Raw genomic sequence first — 15036 nt, 5'->3', positions numbered from 1 at the left:
ATACGAACACGACCGGCGCCCGAGAACGGGCGAGGCCGGCACCACTCATCATGTCCGCCGACACCGACGCCGTCGACGCCGAGGCCCCAGACGTCAGCGCACCCGCCGAGACCGACCGGACCGCCGCCCGCGGGGCCACTGCCCCGAGCGCGGTCGACGCCGCGACCGACGAGGCGCGCGGCGCGCCGGGCTCGGTCGGAACCGCGCGAGGCGGATCGGTCTTCGAGCGCGTGCTCGTCGTCACCGGCGACGACGAGGCCGGTCGCGCCGCGATCGACGCCGGGCTCGACGTCGCCGCCGCGCACGGGGCGACCGTCGACGCGCTGTACGTCGTCGACACCAGCGAGCACTGGGACGTGGTCGTCGAGCGCCGGGAGCGCACGGGCGAGGCGCTCGTCGAGGACGCCGCCGCCCGCGGCGAGGCGCTCGGCGTCGACGTCGAGAAGCGGTTCCGGTACGGCGCCCCTCACGAGGAGGTGCTCGACTTCGCCGACGCGCACGGCGCCGACCTGATCGTGGTCGGCTCCGCGCGCCGCACCGGCCTCGACCGGCTGGTCCACCCCGAGACGCTCCCCGTCCGCGTCCAGCGCGGCGCCTCCGCGCCCGTGATGGTCGTCGGCGCCGACGACTGACCGCGGTTCTCTAATTCGTCACGGCGTCCGCGTCCCGCCTCCGCGATCCGCGAGACGACCGACTAAGTGACTGCGTCGCGTACGACTGGTATGACCGAGATCGGCATCGTCGGGGCGGGCGCGGGCGCGGCGGCCGCGGCCTTCGTCGTCGACGGGGCGGCGCCCGACGCGGACGTGACCGTGTTAGAGAAGTCCGGCGGGCTCTGCGGCCGCGCGGCCACCCGTCGCCACGGGGACCTGACGTACGACTACGGCGCGAACTACCTGAAGTCCGACGACGAGCGCGTCGTCGAGCTGATCACCGAGACCCTCGACGACGAGGGGCTCGTCGACGTCACCGAGCCGGTGTACACCTTCGACGTCGACGAGGCGGTCTCGCCCGGCCGCGACGCAGACGAGCACAAGTGGAGCTACCGGCGCGGGCTCACCCAGATCGCGAAGCGGCTCTTCGGCCGGACCGACGCGACGGTCCGCCGGCGGACGCGCGTCGAGACGGTGCGCCGGGTCGGCGAGCGGTGGGAGCTCGACGACACGGGGGGGGAGACGTGGGGGCCGTTCGACGTCCTCTTGATGAACCCGCCGGCGCCTCAGACCGCCGAGCTCCTCCGGGACGCCGAGTGGGAGTCGCCCCTGCGGGAGTCGCTCGTCGACGCCGTCGGCGACGTGGCGTACCGCTCGGTGTGGACCGCGGTGCTCCACTACCCCTTCGCGGTCGACGTCCCCTACTACGCCTTGGTCAACACGGACAAGGAGCACCCCGTGGGGTGGATCTCGCGCGAGGAGTGCAAGGCGGGCCACGTCCCGGACGGCGAGACGCTGCTCGTCGTCCAGGCGGGCCCCGAGTGGTCCGCCGAGCGCTACGGCGACGACCCGGCCGCGAACGTCGCCGACCTGGCGGCGCACACCGCCTCGATCGTGGGCGACGAGCGGCTGGCCGACCCGGCGTGGACCGACCACCAGGGGTGGCGCTACGCGCTCCCGGAGGGCGGCGTCGACCGCGGACCGATCGACTCCGCCCGCCGGGACGGGCTCTACCTGCTCGGCGACTGGGTCGCGGGCGAGGGGCGGCTCCACGCCGCCATCGCGAACGGCCTCGACGCGGGCGAGCGCGTGGTCCACGGGCTCTGACGGCGTGACGGGAACCGGAGGGTTTCTCCCGGCGGGGCCCCGCGGTCGGGTATGGGCTCCCCGCCGACGGCGTCGCGGCGCGCGAACGTCCCCTTCTGGACGACGGTCGCGGTCGCGGCGCTATACCTACCGGCGTCGGTCGCGGCGCGCGCGCTCGTCGACTCGGAGTACGCGGCCGCGGTCGCGTGGCTCCCCCGCTCGGTCGGCGGGGTCGCGGGGACGCCGCTCGGGACGGCCCTGGCGGCGGCGCTGTGGCTGCCCGTCGCCGGTGGGTTCCTCTACGCCTTCGCGACCGAGCTGGCGGCGATGCGGGACCGGACCGCGTGGTCGCCGCCGGACAAGGGGTACCTCGTGCTCGCGGGCGGCTCGCTGCTGGCGCACCCGCTCACGGGGCTCCCGTTCGTCTTCCTCGTGATCGCCGGCTACACGCTCCACCGGACGCTGCGGGTGCGGTAGGCCGCCCCCGCGCCGGCCGCTCGCCCGTACTTTTATTTCGCCACACGCCGTGAAACAAATACGAACGGCCATGTCGACGACACGCGACACGCTCGCCGCGCGAACGGCGGCGCTCGACGCGACGGAGGCGCGGCGGACGGTCGCCGGGCTCGCCGACGGAACGGTCGAGACGGTCGCGGACCTCCGCGTCCGCGGCCGGGCGGACGAGATCGCCGAGGAGCTCCGCGAGGTCCACCTCCCCGCGCTGGAGGAGGCCGGGTACATCGAGTGGGACCGCGAGGCCGGCACGATCGCGCCGGGGCCGAACTTCGACGAGGCCGCCGCCCACGTCGCGGACCTCCCCGATCTCGACGAGGAGCCGGGCGACGACTGAGTCCGGCCGACGGCCGACTCCGGACGCCGACCGTCCGCACCCGGGCGACGGCCGACTGCGGCCGGCGACCGACTCCGGCCGACGACAGGGCCCGAGACGTTTTTACCTCGTCGCGGGGGAGTGCCGGTATCGCATGGCCGAGCCGATCCTGAAGTGGGCCGGCGGCAAGCGCCAGCTGCTCGACGAGCTGTACGCCCGCTTCCCGGCGTCGTACGGCCGGTACCACGAGCCGTTCGTCGGCGGCGGCGCGCTCTTCTTCGACCTGGAGCCCGCGGACGCGACGGTCAACGACGCGAACCCCCGACTGATCAACTTCTACGAGCGGGTGCGCGACGAGCCGGAGGCCCTGATCGAGCGGCTGGCGCGGTTCGACGACCCGAACGCCGACCCCGACCCGACGCTCCCGTACGCCGAGGAGACGCCCCGCGGCCGCGACGTGGAGAGCTACTACTACCAGCAGCGCGCGCGGTTCAACAGACGCCCCTACGAGGGCGAGTTCGACCCGCTCGAAGAGGCCGCGCTCCTGTTGTACCTCAACCGGACCTGCTACAACGGCCTCTACCGCGAGAACGCCGACGGCGGTTTCAACGTTCCCGTCGGGCGGTACGCGAACCCCGACTGGGTCCAGCGCGACCGGATCCGCCGGGCGAGCGACGTGCTCGCGGACGCGACGCTCCGGAACGGGGACTTCGCGTACGTCCTCGACGCCGCCGAGCCCGGCGACCTCGTCTACTTCGACCCGCCGTACGAGCCGATGAGCGCGACCGCGAGCTTCAACGAGTACAGCGCCGAGGGGTTCGACCGCGACGACCAGCGCCGGCTGCTCGACGTCGCCGGCGAGCTCGACGACGCGGGCGTCCGGGTCGTGGTGAGCAACAGCGGCGTGATGTACGAGCCGTACGCCGACGCGGGGTTCCACGTGGAGCGCGAGGACGCGACCCGCGCGATCAACAGCGACGCCGACGCCCGCGACGCGGTCGACGAGATCGTCGCGACGAACGTGCCGCCGGCGGAGCGTCGCGGGGCGCCGCAGCGCGAGCTCTCCGGCTTCTGAGCGCGGGCGGGGGATCGCGGACCGGTCCGTCGCCGGGCCCGGCGACGGCTCCGACGCGCCGACGGGAGCAGCCTCGCCGACCGCATGGGGCGGGCTTTTTGAACTCCCCCGACGAGGTCTCGCGTATGACCGACATCGACATCGACCTCGTGCTCGTTCCCGTCGACGGGAGCGAGGAGTCCCACGAGGCGGTCGACTACGCGATCGCGGTCGCCGCCGAGTACGGCGCGAGCGTCCACGCCCTGTACGTGTTAGACGAGGACGTGGTCCGCGCCATCGACCACGGCGCGGTCGACGAGAGCGACGTCGCCGACGACACGGAGGCGTTCACCGACTCCGTCGCGCGGCGCGCGGAGGCCGCCGGGGTGCCCCACAGCAACTCCATCGCGGCCGGCTTCTCGATGACGGTGAAGACGGTTCACCCCGGCAGCGTCGTGCTCGACACCGCCGAGGAGCTGGACTCCGACTTCATCGTGGTGCCGCGCGAGCCCGTCACGGGCGACCCGGGCGAGGTGCTCGGGAAGGCGGCGGAGTACGTCCTCCTCTACGCGAGCCAGCCGGTCCTGTCCGTCTGATGGCCGGCGCGATCCCGTTCCTCCCCGCGGGCACGACGCTGCCCCCGCTCCCGTACCTCGTCGCCGTCCTCCTCGCGGCCGGGGCGGTCGGCGCCGCGCTCCGCCGCCGCTCCCCGCGGGTGACCGCCCGCCACGTGCTCGCGCTCGCGCCGTGGATGGCGCTCGGCTCCGCGGCCCACGTGCTGTACGTCGTCGACGCGCTCCCGCCCGCGCTCGCGCCGCTCGCCGGCTCGCCGACCGTCTACCTCACGGTGGGGTCGCTCGCGGGCGCGGCGTGGCTCGCGGGCGCGGAACTGCGCGCCGAGCGCGTCCCGACGCTGGTCGCCGTGGCCGGCGCGCTCTGCCTCCTCCCGGTCGTCGCGGTCGCGGTCGGGACCGGGCTCTCGCCGGTCGGCGCCCGGTGGTCGACGGTCGCGCTCGCGCTCGCGCTCCCGGTCGCCGGCGCCGCCTGGGTCGGGCTGACCCGGCTGCGCCCGGAGGCCGCGGTCACCGGCGAAGTCGGCGCGCTCGCGGTGTTCGGCCACGCGCTCGACGGCGTCTCGACCGCCGTGGGGACGGCGCAGCTCGGCTTCGGCGAGCGAACGCCCCTCTCCCGGATCCTCCTGGGGTTCGACTGGATCCCGCCCGTCCCGGTGCTGGGCGAGGGATGGGTGTTCCTGCTGGTGAAGCTCGCGGTCGCGAGCGCCGTGGTCTGGCTGTTCGCGGCGTACGTCCGCGACCGGCCGGCGGAGGGGTACCTCCTGCTCGGCTTCGTCGCGGCGATGGGGCTCGGGCCGGCCGCGCACAACCTCCTGCTGTTCTCCGTGGCGGCGTGAGGAGTGGACCCGGGCGGCGCGCTCCCGGTCGCCTCACAGGACCGCAAGCGCGAACGCGACGGTAACCCCGGCGAGCAGGACGGCCTGAACGAACGCGCTGGCGAGGGCGCCGACCACCGCGTAGGCAGCCTGTCGAGCGGCCTCGCGCGTGTCGCCGTCGTGCTCGTTCAGGGCGGCGAGGAAGACGGTGCCGCCCAGCCCGACGACGATCCCGATCGGACCGAGCGGGATCAGGAGGACGATCCCTACCAGCGTCCCGACGACGACGGTCCGGGTCGAGGCACCGCCGAGCCGCCCGGAGACCATCCCCGACGCGACGTCCGCGGCGGCGGCCAGCAGCGAGACGGCGACGAGCGCGACCACCACGGCGGGGCTCGGCTCCGCGAACCCGGTGGTGTAGGCGTAGCCGACGACGGTCAGCGCCGCGAGGACGCCGCCCGGCACGAGCGGGACGAACGAGCTGGCCGTCCAGACGACGAGCAGCGCGATCGCCAGTCCGGCCGCGAGGGAGACCATACGGATCGGACGCTACGTGCGCTGAAAACGCTTCACCCCGATCGACCCGGCGGGGGCGGGCCCGCCGACGCCGTCAGTCCTCTTCCTCGACGACTTCCGGGTCTTCGATGGCGGACTGCAGGGAGTCGAGCCCGTTGACCCACTCGGAGACGAGCCCGTACTCCAGCTCCTCGACGACGTCGATGTCGAGCGGCTCGCCGTCGATGACGCGGGTGCCGGCCTGCACGACGTAGCCGAGGGCGGCGTCGAGGTCGTCCTCGGCCTCGGCGTCGGCGGCCGCGCGCACGAACTCGGTCACGTCGCCCTCGACGACGCCGCCGACGACGTACTCCTCGGCCGCGTAGAAGACGGGGACGAGCGAGGTCTGGACGCCGTCGATCAGCATGGCCTTGTCCTCGTCGTCGAAGTCGACGTCGGCGAGGACGATGTCGCGGATCTCGCGGATCTCCTCGACCGCGCGGTCCTCGTCGATGCGCTCGTCGTCGAGCGCCGCGAGCACCTTCACGACGGCGATCGCCGCGTCGTCCTGGAGGTTCAACAGGAGCCGCGCCGAGTCCTCGTTCTCGGGGTCGAGCTCCTCCTCCTGCAGCCGGTCGAGCCAGTTCTGCCAGCGGTCGTCGGTATAGAACGCTTCGACGGCGTCGTCGTCGGTCATGTCCCGTACGTCGCCCGGACTACTCAAATGCCTTTCCTATCGATCGCCGCGCGAGAGGGCGTCTCACCCGCTCGACGCCGGGATTCGGGAGTTCCGGATTACGCCTCCCGATCCAGCGTCGCCTCGGTGTCGATCCCGTACACCGCCGCGGGCGTCTCGACGTGCGCGCGCCGGACCGCGTCGTCGTAGCCCTCTTCGAGCATCCAGCGCACGCGGCGCGGGACCGTCTTCGGGCCCAGCACCATCCCCGGCTTCTCCGGGTCGTCGACGAAGTCGGTCTCCATCAGGAACGGCTCGCCGGACTCGGCGGCGCGTGCGAGCCGGTCCTTCTCGCTCATCACGCTCGGCGTCGGGCCCGCGAGCCAACCCTCGGCGTAGTGTTTCACGACGGTCGTCGGGTCGAGCCCGACCGTCTCGGCGACGGCGGCCAGGTCGGTGAGGTCCTCGCTGGCCTCGGTGTGGAGCTGGACGGCGCAGTCGAGCGCGGCGCCGAGCTCGAACGCGCGCCGCGTCACGGCGTTCGACGCGTCCCAGACCGCGTCGGTCACGTCGTAGTGCGGGCGCCCCGACTTCAGCGCGAGCGCCCGGCCGTCGGCGACGAACTCGCTCGCGACCTCCAGCCCGCCGCACATCAGGTCGCGGGCCGCTCCGGGCGCGAAGCCGCGCTCGTCGACCAGCCGGCTGATCAGGCCGGGATGGACGCCGAGGACCGGCCACGCGCGGCCCGGGAGGACCTCGTTCGCGGCCGCGACCGCGTCGAGCGTCTCCTCGAAGACCGGCCGGAAGTCGGCCGGCTCGTCCGGCTCGACGCCGAGGTGCCAGGAGGGCTTGTTCACCACGAGCAGGTGGGTGCCGCCGAGCCGGACGAAGTCCTCGACCGCGTCGACCCCGCGCCCGTGGCGCGGGTCGAGGTGGAGGTGGTCGTCCAACACCGGCGTGTCGAAGTCCTCGGTCATGGTCGGTGCTTCGCCCGCGGCGGAATATAAGGCTCGATCGCGGGGCCACCGCGGCTCACACGCCCGCCGTCACCGGTCCGGGTGCGTCCTGTCGCCGGTCACGCCGGATACGTCCCGCCTATCACGCCGGATACGTCCCGTCGATCCGGGCCTTAGCGACGATCCGTCCCGTCATCGCGTCGATGAGGTCCTCCTTGTCGGCCGACGGCGGAAGCCCGAGCGGCTCCTCGACCGCGTACAGTCGGAACCGGTAGGTGTGCTCGCGGTCCGGGGGGTTCGGTCCGCCGTAGCCGTGCTCGCCGAAGTCGTTCTGTCCCTCGGTCGCCTCCGCCGGGGACCAGTCCTCCGGGACCGCCTCGCGGTCGGGGTCGACGTCCCAGACCAGCCAGTGGTCCCACACCTGTCCCGCCGGCTCCCGCGCGTCCGGATCGTCGACGATGAGCACGAGCGCCGCCGCCGCGTCGGGGACCCCGCCGATCCGCAGCGGCGGGTTCACGTTCCGCTCCGCGTAGCCGTACTCGTCGGGGACGCGCTCGCCGTCGCCGAACGCCGGGCTCGATAGGCTGAGCTCGCTCATGCGATCACCCGTCCGGACGGTCTCCGGACGCGTCGATCTTGGCTCGTCGGCGTCAAAAGCGTTCCCGCGGAGCGGTCGCTTCGAGGGGGTCAGTCCCTCGGTTCCGACGGCTCCGGCTGCCCGACCGGCGTCGGGGCGTCCCCCGTCTCGATCGCGCGGCGGACCGCCTCGTCGATCTCGACGAGGTGACAGAGCGGGTTCCCGGGGTAGACGACGGGGTTTTCGAGGAGTCCGATGAGGAGCCCCGTGAAGGGGGCCTCGACGCCGACCGCGTCCTGCTTGAACGGGTTGGTGATCGTCGCGATGCGCTCGCCCTCGCGGACGAGCGACCCGCTCTCGAAGTGGGTGTCGACGATGCCGCCGGAGTCGGCGCGCAGCCACGTCTTCTCGCCCGCGCCGGCGATGATCGTCCGCCAGCCGGGCCAGCGCACGGTGTCGGTTTCGAGCAGCCCGTACTCGGCGAAGACGGAGCGCACGCCGCCGAGCGCGTCGTCGATGAGCGGGCGCTGGAAGCGGTGGGCCTCGCCCATCTCGATCGTGATCGTCGGGATGCCGTCGGCGGTCGCCTCGCCGCGGAGGGTGCCGCCCGGCCCGTCGCTGTCGATGATCACCTTCGAGCCGAACGCCATCGCGAGGCGGTGGACGCCCGCGTCGGCCATGTCCGCGCGGACGTGGAGCATGTTCGTCCGGCCGCGGGTCGAGGTGTGGAAGTCGAGCCCGAAGTCGCAGGGCGCGATGAAGTTCTCGTAGATCCGGTGGGCCATCCGCTTCGAGCTCGTCGAGCCGGGCTTGCCGGGGAACGAGCGGTTGAGGTCGCGGTCGTAGACGGGGAGGTAGCGCTGCTGGGCGAGGAAGCCCGGGACGTTGAGGACGGGGAGACAGACGAGCGTCCCCGCGAGGTCGTCGAGGTCCCACTCGTGGGCGACCTCGCGGACCACCTCGATCCCGTTGAGCTCGTCGCCGTGCGAGGCCGCGGTGAGGAACACCGTGGGGCCGTCGCGCGCGCCGTTGACGATCGTCACGGGGATCCGGACGGGGTCGCCGAGGTACGTTTCGCTGATCCCGTAGCGGATGTTCTGCGTCTCGCCGGGCGGCACCGCGCCGCCGTTATACGTGAACACCCGGTCGTCGCTCATGTCACGAGGGAGCGGGTCGGGGGGTATATATATGGCGACCCGCGGATCGGGGGACCGACGGGTCGCTAACTGACCGGCAGTCGACCAGCGATTCGGTTGGTGGTCTGTCGGCGGTCATCCCCGGTCCGCCCGGCCGCCCGGCTCACCGATCGGGCGACCTTTTACCCGGGCCCACGCAGGTGCGCTTATGAGTTCGGATCCGGTCCGGGTGGGAGTGCTGTCGCTGCACAACAGCAAGGAAACGAAGGCGATCTGCAACGCGGTCGAGGACCTCGGCCACGAGCCCGTGTGGCTCCGCGAGGAGAACGCCGCCATCAGCGTCGAGGACGGCGACGTCTCGGTGGAGCCGCCGGTCGACGTCATCGCGAACCGCCTGCTCCTGTCGAACACCGACCAGCCCGCGGAGCTGCTCGGGCTGGCGACGACGTTCGAGCGCATCCGACCGATGCTGAACGAGCCGAACGCCGTGCTGGCGTCGATCCACAAGTTCGCGACGGCGGCGACGCTCGCCGACTGGAACATCCGCGTGCCCGACGCGCTGCTCGCGCTGTCGAACGACCGGCTCAACGAGGACCGCGAGCGCTTCGGCGAGGTCGGCGTCTACAAGACCGCGATCGGCACGCACGGCGGCGGCACGTGGAAGGTCGACCTCACCGAGCGGGTGAACCCGAAGGTCGGCAACCGCCAGGCGTTCCTCCAGCAGCTCATCGACCGCGACGACGAGGAGCACCGCGACCTGCGCGTCTATATCGTCGGCGACGAGATCGTCGGCTCGATGTACCGCTACGCGCCCGAGGGCGACTGGCGCACCAACGTCGCGCTCGGCGGCGCGGTCGAGGACGCGACCGACGACATGCCCGAGGAGGCCGCCGAGACCGCGCTGTACGCGGCCGACGTCATGGGGCTGGACTACGCCGGCGTCGACCTCGTGGAGGGGTACGAGGGCTGGTACGTGCTCGAAGTGAACCCGACGGCCGGGTTCAAGGGGCTCTACGAGGCGACCGGCACGAGCCCGGCGCCGCACATCGCGCGGCTCGCGATCGAGACGGTCGGCGGCGAGGTGGACGACGACGACGTCGAGCGGGTCGCGGCCACCCTCGACGACTCGCGGCCGTCCTGCGCGCCCGCGCCGAAGAAGAACCCCGCCGAACAGCCCGACATCGGCTACATCGAGGAGGTCGTCGTCACGGGGACCTCCGGCTCCACGCAGGCGCTCGCGAAGTCGGACACGGGCGCGACCCGGACCAGCATCGACACCCAGCTGGCCGCCGAGATCGGCGCCGGCCCGATCAAGAGCATGACCCGAGTCAAGTCGGGCAGCGTGAAGGGCGGGAAGGCCCGTCCCGTCGTCGATCTCGTCATCGGCATCGGCGGGAACCAGCACACAGTCACCGCCAGCGTCGAGGACCGCGGTCACATGGACTACCCGCTGCTGCTCGGCCGCGACATCCTCACCGACTACCGGGTCGACGTCCGGCGGCGCGCGGACACCGACGAGGCCGAACGCGGCGAGGCCGGCGAGATTCTGGAAGAAGAGGAGTAGCGAACGCGAGAGGCGAGGCGATTCGGGGACGAAGCGGTGGCGCGAGCCGCCGGTGCGAGGGACGCGGTGAGCGACAGGCGACCGGAGGGAGCCCGAGCGAACCGCGAAGCTGGGGAGGTGTGAGGTGTGGTGCGGTCGGGTGGGACTCAAAGGGGCAGCCGCGAGGACGGCGCAGGCGACGTAAGCACTGCAGGGAGTGAGCGAAGCGAACGACCGAAGCGCGCAGCGAGCGTGCGCCGTCCTCGCGGCTGGGGCTTTGGAGGTGTTCGCTGCAGGGTCGTCGATTACGTACAACTGAGCGACTGGACTTTCGATGCTATTCGATACCACTCAGTACACAACAACTTACGACTCGTATTCGGCCCAGATGTATCGCGTCCCGTAGCTCCGGTAGGGTCGCCACGCCGCGGCGATCTCGCGCATCTCCGCCCGAGTCAGCTCCGCGCCGTCGTTGTACACCCGCTCGATCCCCTTCCGGACCGCGAGGTCGCCGAGCGGGAGCACGTCCTCGCGGCCCAGCGCGAAGATGAGGTACATCCGCGCGGTCCACTCGCCGACGCCGCGGATCTCGGTGAGCGCGGCGACGACCGCCTCGTCGCTCTCGCCCGCCAGCCCCTCGCGGGTCAGGTCGCGGTCGCCGTCGCGGAACGCGTCGGCGGCCGCGCGCAGGTACTCGACCTTCGTGCCGCTGAGCCCGGCCTCGCGCAGGGCGGCCTCGTCGGACGCGAGCACGCGGTCCGGCGTCGGCTCGCCGCCGAGGACGTCCACGAAGCGCTCGCGAATGGCGGCCGCGGAGGCGGTCGAGAGCTGCTGGTTCACGATCGAGGTGCAGAGGCGCGCGAACTCGTCGGCCGCGGGCTCGATCGACAGCCGGCCGTGCCGGTCGATCAGCGTCGCCATCGTCGGGTCCTCCCGCAGGGTCGCCGCGACTCGGTCGTCCATCGACCGGGCGTTCGAGCCGGAGCCACCCGACGGTTTCGGTCGCGGCGACGGTCGCGCCCGCCGCGCGCTCCGGGGGTCGTAAACTTGCCGCGGGTTTCGCGTTTGGAAGATGGAAACGTTCAACCGCCGCGGTTCCGACCGGTCTCGTATGCAACTCGACGACGTCCAGCACGTGACGGTCCTCGGCGCCGGGAACATGGGGCACGGCATCGCGGAGGTCGCCGCCCTCGCCGGCTACGACGTGTCGCTGCGGGACATCGAAGAGGCGCTCGTTCGGGACGGCTACGACCAGATCGAGTGGTCGCTCGGCAAGCTCGCGGAGCGGGACCGCATCGGCGACGACGAGGCCGAGGCGGCGCTCGACCGCGTCCAGACGTTCGTCGACCTCGAAGCGTCGCTCGCCGACGCCGACGTGGTGGTCGAGGTCGTCCCCGAGAAGATGGCGATCAAGAAGGACGTGTACGACGAGGTCGTCGAGCACGCGCCCGCGGAGGCGGTCTTCGTCACCAACACCTCCAGCCTCTCGATCACGGAGCTCTCCGAGGTCACCGACCGCCCCGAGCGCTTCTGCGGCATGCACTTCTTCAACCCGCCGGTGCGGATGGACCTCGTCGAGGTCATCTCCGGGAAGCACACCTCGGAGGACACCCTCGACCTGATCGAGGGGCTCGCGGAGTCGATGGGGAAGACCCCGGTCCGCGTCCGGAAGGACAGCCCGGGCTTCGTCGTCAACCGGATCCTGGTCCCGCTGATGAACGAGGCGGCGTGGATCGTCGAGTCCGGCGACGCGACGATGGAGACGGTCGACTCCACGGCGAAGTTCGGCATGGGGCTCCCGATGGGCTCGTTCGAGCTCGCCGACCAGGTCGGCGTCGACGTGGGGTACCACGTCCTGGAGTACATGCACGAGACCCTCGGCGAGGCGTACCGCCCCTGCCCGCTGCTCGTCGAGAAGGTCGAGGCCGACGAGCTCGGCAAGAAGACCGGGAAGGGGTTCTACGACTACGAGGACGGCGACGGCGCCCGCATCCCCTCGGACGCGGTCGACGAGGACGTCCGCCGGCGCCTGCTCGCCGTGATGGCCAACGAGGTCGCCGGCCTGATCGGGGACGACGTCGCCGACGCGCCCGCTATCGACCGCGCCGTGACGCTCGGCGCCGGCTTCCCGGACGGCCCGGCGACGCTCGCCGACGACGAGGGCCTCCCGGCCCTCGTCGACGTGCTCGACGCGCTCCACGAGGAGACGGGCGAGGCGCGCTACGAGGCGACCGACTACCTGCGCGAGGCCGCCGAGGCCGGCGGCTTCCACGGCGGAGGCGACGGGGACGCCGAGAGCGCCGACGGCGAGGGCGGCGCGGGCGACGCGCTCGACTACGACGCCCTCAACGTCGTCGTCGAGGACCGCGTGGGACACGTCGAGATCGACCGTCCCCACCGGATGAACACGATCAGCGGGGAGCTGCTCGACGAGCTCGGCGACGCGATCGACCGCCTCGACGCGGACGACGAGGTGCGCGCGATCCTGCTGTCGGGCGCCGGCGACCGCGCGTTCTCGGCCGGCGCCGACGTGCAGAGCATGGCCGCCGGCGGCGCGGACCCGATCGACGCCGTCGAGCTCTCGCGACGAGGCCAGCGGACGTTCGGCAAGCTGGAGGAGTCCGACAAGCCCGTCGTCGCCGCCATCGACGGCTACTGCCTCGGCGGCGGGATGGAGCTCGCGACCGCGGCCGACATGCGGGTCGCCTCCGAGCGCTCGGAGCTCGGCCAGCCCGAACACGACCTCGGGCTCCTCCCGGGATGGGGCGGCACGCAGCGGCTCGCCCGGATCGTCGGCGAGGGGCGCGCGAAGGAGATCATCTTCACCGCCGAGCGCTACGACGCCGAGACGCTCGAAGGGTACGGCTTCGTCAACGAGGTCGTCCCCGGCGACGAGCTCGACGAGCGCGGGCGCGAGCTGGCCGAGTCGCTCGCCGCCGGCCCGCCGATCGCCCAGAAGTACACGAAGCGCGCGATGCACGCCGGCCGCACGGACGCCGAGGCCGGCCTCGAAGTGGAGGCGATGGGCTTCGGTCACGTGATGAACACCGACGACCTCGTGGAGGGCGTCACGGCGTTCATGGGCGACGGCGAGCCCGAGTTCGAGGGGAAGTAGGTCGCCGAGGGGAAGTAGGGCCGCCGCCCGCGGGACCGATACCCTCCGATCGCCCGGTTACAGCGGCGTGTCGGCCGCCGAGACCGCCTGTCTCCCGACGCTGACGACGAGGTACGCGACGGCGGCGACGAACAGCGCGACGCCGAGGACGTCCGAGAGGCCGGGGAGCGCGGACTCGACGAACGCGGGCAGCGTCGTCGATCCGGACAGCGGAAGCAGGAGGAGGGCGACGCCCCGGCGGAGGGATCGGATCGTCTCTGACATGACGAGCGGGAGGCTGACGGCCGAGTGTGAAATCGGTAACGGTCGGGGCCGCTCAGACGTACCCTTCCTCGACGAGCAGCTCGCCGTTGAGCAGCGAGGCGCCCGCGGCGCCCCGGATCGTGTTGTGCGCGAGGCAGTTGTACTTCGCGCCGGCGTCCGTCGACTGGACGCCGCCGGCGACGATGCCCATCCCGTCCGCGTACGTGCGGTCGAGGCGGGGCTGCGGTCGCTCCGGCTCGTCCTCGCCGAACACCTTGATGAGCTGGTCGGGCGAGCTCGGGAGCGAGCCGACGCCCTCGAACGAGCGCATCGCCTCGCGGAGGGCCGCGGGCGAGGGGTCCTCGGCGAACTCGACGAAGACGTTCTCTAGGTGGCCGTCGAGCGTCGGGATCCGGTTACAGGAGGCGGCCACGTCGGCCCCGTGGAGGTGGACCTCAGCGCCGTCGAACTCGCCGAGGAGCTTCCGGGACTCCGTCTCCATCTTGTCCTCCTCGCCGCCGATGTGCGGGATGGCGTTGTCGATGATCTCCATCGAGGTGACGCCGGAGTAGCCCGCGCCGGAGACCGCCTGCAGGGTGGAGACGCGGACGCTCTCGATCCCGAACCGGTCGATCGCCGCGAGCGTGGGGACCATCGTGATCGTCGAGCAGTTCGGGTTCTTCACGAGGGCGCCGTCCCAGCCCCGCTCGTCGCGCTGGACCTCGATGAGGTCGAGGTGGCCGGGGTTGATCTCGGGGATCGTGAGGGGGACGTCGGCCGCCATGCGGTCGTTCGAGGAGTTCGAGGAGACCACGTACCCCTCGTCGAGGAAGGCCGGCTCGACCTCGGCGGCGACCCCCGACGGCAGCGACGAGAACAGGAGGTCGACGTCGGCGTCCGCGATCCCCGCGGGCGTCGTCTCCGCGACCGTCATCTCCGCGACCCCGTCGGGGATGGGAGTGTCCACGCGCCACTTGGCGGCCTCTCGGTACGTCTTCCCGGCGCTGTCCGCGCTCGCGGTGACGGCCGCGAGGTCGAACGTCGGGTGGTCGTCGAGCAACTGGATGAACCGCTGACCCACGGCGCCGGTGGCACCGAGGATGCCGACTCGTACAGACATTGCGCGTGGGTCGGTCACAGGGACGTAAGTGCGTTCGGATACGCGCCGAATCCGCCGGTCGAGGGAGGGAGTCGCCGCGTCGGACCGGTCGTCCGGATCGCCGAGACGCCGACCGAGACCGGAAGGAGACCGACGAACGGTCGCCGTGAGCGCCCTCGACCCG

17 protein-coding genes are annotated in these 15036 nt (G+C 72.3%); 9 read left to right on the top strand and 8 right to left on the bottom strand.

Annotation, left to right across the window (positions count from 1 at the left end; all coding sequences use genetic code 11):
* Positions 1 to 50 precede the first annotated feature (50 nt).
* From NO900_RS05250 to NO900_RS05220, 7 genes are all read left to right on the top strand, one after another.
* Entirely contained in the window at positions 51 to 632 is a 582-nt protein-coding gene (locus tag NO900_RS05250; protein ID WP_256408170.1) for a universal stress protein, read from the top strand.
* Positions 633 to 722: 90 nt separating this feature from the next.
* On the top strand, positions 723 to 1760 hold the full coding sequence (locus NO900_RS05245) for an NAD(P)/FAD-dependent oxidoreductase (protein WP_256408169.1): 1038 nt from the start codon (positions 723 to 725) through the stop codon (positions 1758 to 1760).
* A 51-nt stretch (positions 1761 to 1811) separates the two neighbouring features.
* Complete coding sequence (locus NO900_RS05240; protein WP_256408168.1) at positions 1812 to 2216, top strand: abortive infection protein; 405 nt, start codon at positions 1812 to 1814, stop codon at positions 2214 to 2216.
* Positions 2217 to 2286: 70 nt separating this feature from the next.
* Complete coding sequence (locus NO900_RS05235; protein WP_256408167.1) at positions 2287 to 2589, top strand: hypothetical protein; 303 nt, start codon at positions 2287 to 2289, stop codon at positions 2587 to 2589.
* 133 nt (positions 2590 to 2722) lie between these two features.
* Positions 2723 to 3643 (top strand): DNA adenine methylase, encoded by a 921-nt coding sequence (locus tag NO900_RS05230; RefSeq protein WP_256408166.1) that lies wholly within the window; start codon positions 2723 to 2725, stop codon positions 3641 to 3643.
* A 125-nt stretch (positions 3644 to 3768) separates the two neighbouring features.
* Positions 3769 to 4218: a universal stress protein gene (locus NO900_RS05225; RefSeq protein WP_092564335.1), complete on the top strand. Its 450-nt coding sequence runs from the start codon at positions 3769 to 3771 to the stop codon at positions 4216 to 4218.
* Positions 4218 to 5033 (top strand): DUF63 family protein, encoded by an 816-nt coding sequence (locus NO900_RS05220; RefSeq protein ID WP_256408164.1) that lies wholly within the window; start codon positions 4218 to 4220, stop codon positions 5031 to 5033. The genes NO900_RS05225 and NO900_RS05220 overlap by 1 nt, the downstream gene beginning before the upstream one ends.
* A gap of 33 nt (positions 5034 to 5066) precedes the next feature.
* On the opposite strand, the gene NO900_RS05215 is transcribed toward NO900_RS05220, so the two are convergent.
* The 5 genes from NO900_RS05215 to NO900_RS05195 form a co-directional block, all read right to left on the bottom strand.
* On the bottom strand, positions 5067 to 5549 hold the full coding sequence (locus NO900_RS05215; protein WP_256408163.1) for a DUF456 domain-containing protein: 483 nt from the start codon (positions 5547 to 5549) through the stop codon (positions 5067 to 5069).
* A gap of 73 nt (positions 5550 to 5622) precedes the next feature.
* Positions 5623 to 6204, bottom strand: a complete 582-nt coding sequence (locus NO900_RS05210) for a DUF2150 family protein (protein WP_256408162.1) — start codon at positions 6202 to 6204, stop codon at positions 5623 to 5625.
* Between the two features lie 98 nt (positions 6205 to 6302).
* A complete protein-coding gene (locus tag NO900_RS05205; protein ID WP_256408160.1) occupies positions 6303 to 7160 on the bottom strand; it encodes a TatD family hydrolase in 858 nt (285 codons plus the stop codon).
* A gap of 121 nt (positions 7161 to 7281) precedes the next feature.
* Positions 7282 to 7737 (bottom strand): YbhB/YbcL family Raf kinase inhibitor-like protein, encoded by a 456-nt coding sequence (locus NO900_RS05200; protein WP_256408159.1) that lies wholly within the window; start codon positions 7735 to 7737, stop codon positions 7282 to 7284.
* Between the two features lie 89 nt (positions 7738 to 7826).
* The gene (locus NO900_RS05195) at positions 7827 to 8873 is read right to left on the bottom strand and encodes a succinylglutamate desuccinylase/aspartoacylase family protein (protein WP_256408158.1); all 1047 of its coding nucleotides are present in this window, start codon (positions 8871 to 8873) and stop codon (positions 7827 to 7829) included.
* A 187-nt stretch (positions 8874 to 9060) separates the two neighbouring features.
* Here NO900_RS05195 and NO900_RS05190 point away from each other — a divergent pair, with 187 nt between their 5' ends.
* Positions 9061 to 10416 carry a putative ATP-dependent zinc protease gene (locus NO900_RS05190; protein WP_256408157.1) on the top strand — a complete coding sequence of 452 codons (1356 nt, stop codon included), beginning with the start codon at positions 9061 to 9063 and terminating at the stop codon, positions 10414 to 10416.
* Positions 10417 to 10761: 345 nt separating this feature from the next.
* Here NO900_RS05190 and NO900_RS05185 read toward each other — a convergent pair whose 3' ends face one another.
* A complete protein-coding gene (locus NO900_RS05185; RefSeq protein ID WP_256408156.1) occupies positions 10762 to 11358 on the bottom strand; it encodes a DNA-3-methyladenine glycosylase family protein in 597 nt (198 codons plus the stop codon).
* 148 nt (positions 11359 to 11506) lie between these two features.
* Between NO900_RS05185 and NO900_RS05180 the strand changes: the two genes are divergently transcribed.
* Positions 11507 to 13510 (top strand): 3-hydroxyacyl-CoA dehydrogenase/enoyl-CoA hydratase family protein, encoded by a 2004-nt coding sequence (locus NO900_RS05180; protein WP_256408155.1) that lies wholly within the window; start codon positions 11507 to 11509, stop codon positions 13508 to 13510.
* 57 nt (positions 13511 to 13567) lie between these two features.
* On the opposite strand, the gene NO900_RS05175 is transcribed toward NO900_RS05180, so the two are convergent.
* Positions 13568 to 13774, bottom strand: coding sequence for a hypothetical protein (locus NO900_RS05175; RefSeq protein WP_256408154.1), 207 nt, complete (start codon positions 13772 to 13774; stop codon positions 13568 to 13570).
* Between the two features lie 52 nt (positions 13775 to 13826).
* Positions 13827 to 14873, bottom strand: a complete 1047-nt coding sequence (gene asd, locus NO900_RS05170) for an aspartate-semialdehyde dehydrogenase (protein WP_256408153.1) — start codon at positions 14871 to 14873, stop codon at positions 13827 to 13829.
* Between the last annotated feature and the right edge of the window lie 163 nt (positions 14874 to 15036).

Source organism: Halorubrum rutilum, assembly GCF_024494565.1.
Note: the sequence above shows the minus strand (reverse complement) of the source record. Positions and strands in the feature narration are given on the sequence as shown.

What these genes read in the sequence shown, in the direction of transcription:
- NO900_RS05250 (WP_256408170.1), top strand. Translation starts at nt 51, where the DNA reads ATGTCCGCCGACACCGACGCCGTCGACGCCGAGGCCCCAGACGTCAGC.
- NO900_RS05245 (WP_256408169.1), top strand. Translation starts at nt 723, where the DNA reads ATGACCGAGATCGGCATCGTCGGGGCGGGCGCGGGCGCGGCGGCCGCG.
- NO900_RS05240 (WP_256408168.1), top strand. Translation starts at nt 1,812, where the DNA reads ATGGGCTCCCCGCCGACGGCGTCGCGGCGCGCGAACGTCCCCTTCTGG.
- NO900_RS05235 (WP_256408167.1), top strand. Translation starts at nt 2,287, where the DNA reads ATGTCGACGACACGCGACACGCTCGCCGCGCGAACGGCGGCGCTCGAC.
- NO900_RS05230 (WP_256408166.1), top strand. Translation starts at nt 2,723, where the DNA reads ATGGCCGAGCCGATCCTGAAGTGGGCCGGCGGCAAGCGCCAGCTGCTC.
- NO900_RS05225 (WP_092564335.1), top strand. Translation starts at nt 3,769, where the DNA reads ATGACCGACATCGACATCGACCTCGTGCTCGTTCCCGTCGACGGGAGC.
- NO900_RS05220 (WP_256408164.1), top strand. Translation starts at nt 4,218, where the DNA reads ATGGCCGGCGCGATCCCGTTCCTCCCCGCGGGCACGACGCTGCCCCCG.
- NO900_RS05215 (WP_256408163.1), bottom strand. Translation starts at nt 5,549, where the DNA reads ATGGTCTCCCTCGCGGCCGGACTGGCGATCGCGCTGCTCGTCGTCTGG.
- NO900_RS05210 (WP_256408162.1), bottom strand. Translation starts at nt 6,204, where the DNA reads ATGACCGACGACGACGCCGTCGAAGCGTTCTATACCGACGACCGCTGG.
- NO900_RS05205 (WP_256408160.1), bottom strand. Translation starts at nt 7,160, where the DNA reads ATGACCGAGGACTTCGACACGCCGGTGTTGGACGACCACCTCCACCTC.
- NO900_RS05200 (WP_256408159.1), bottom strand. Translation starts at nt 7,737, where the DNA reads ATGAGCGAGCTCAGCCTATCGAGCCCGGCGTTCGGCGACGGCGAGCGC.
- NO900_RS05195 (WP_256408158.1), bottom strand. Translation starts at nt 8,873, where the DNA reads ATGAGCGACGACCGGGTGTTCACGTATAACGGCGGCGCGGTGCCGCCC.
- NO900_RS05190 (WP_256408157.1), top strand. Translation starts at nt 9,061, where the DNA reads ATGAGTTCGGATCCGGTCCGGGTGGGAGTGCTGTCGCTGCACAACAGC.
- NO900_RS05185 (WP_256408156.1), bottom strand. Translation starts at nt 11,358, where the DNA reads ATGGACGACCGAGTCGCGGCGACCCTGCGGGAGGACCCGACGATGGCG.
- NO900_RS05180 (WP_256408155.1), top strand. Translation starts at nt 11,507, where the DNA reads ATGCAACTCGACGACGTCCAGCACGTGACGGTCCTCGGCGCCGGGAAC.
- NO900_RS05175 (WP_256408154.1), bottom strand. Translation starts at nt 13,774, where the DNA reads ATGTCAGAGACGATCCGATCCCTCCGCCGGGGCGTCGCCCTCCTCCTG.
- asd (WP_256408153.1), bottom strand. Translation starts at nt 14,873, where the DNA reads ATGTCTGTACGAGTCGGCATCCTCGGTGCCACCGGCGCCGTGGGTCAG.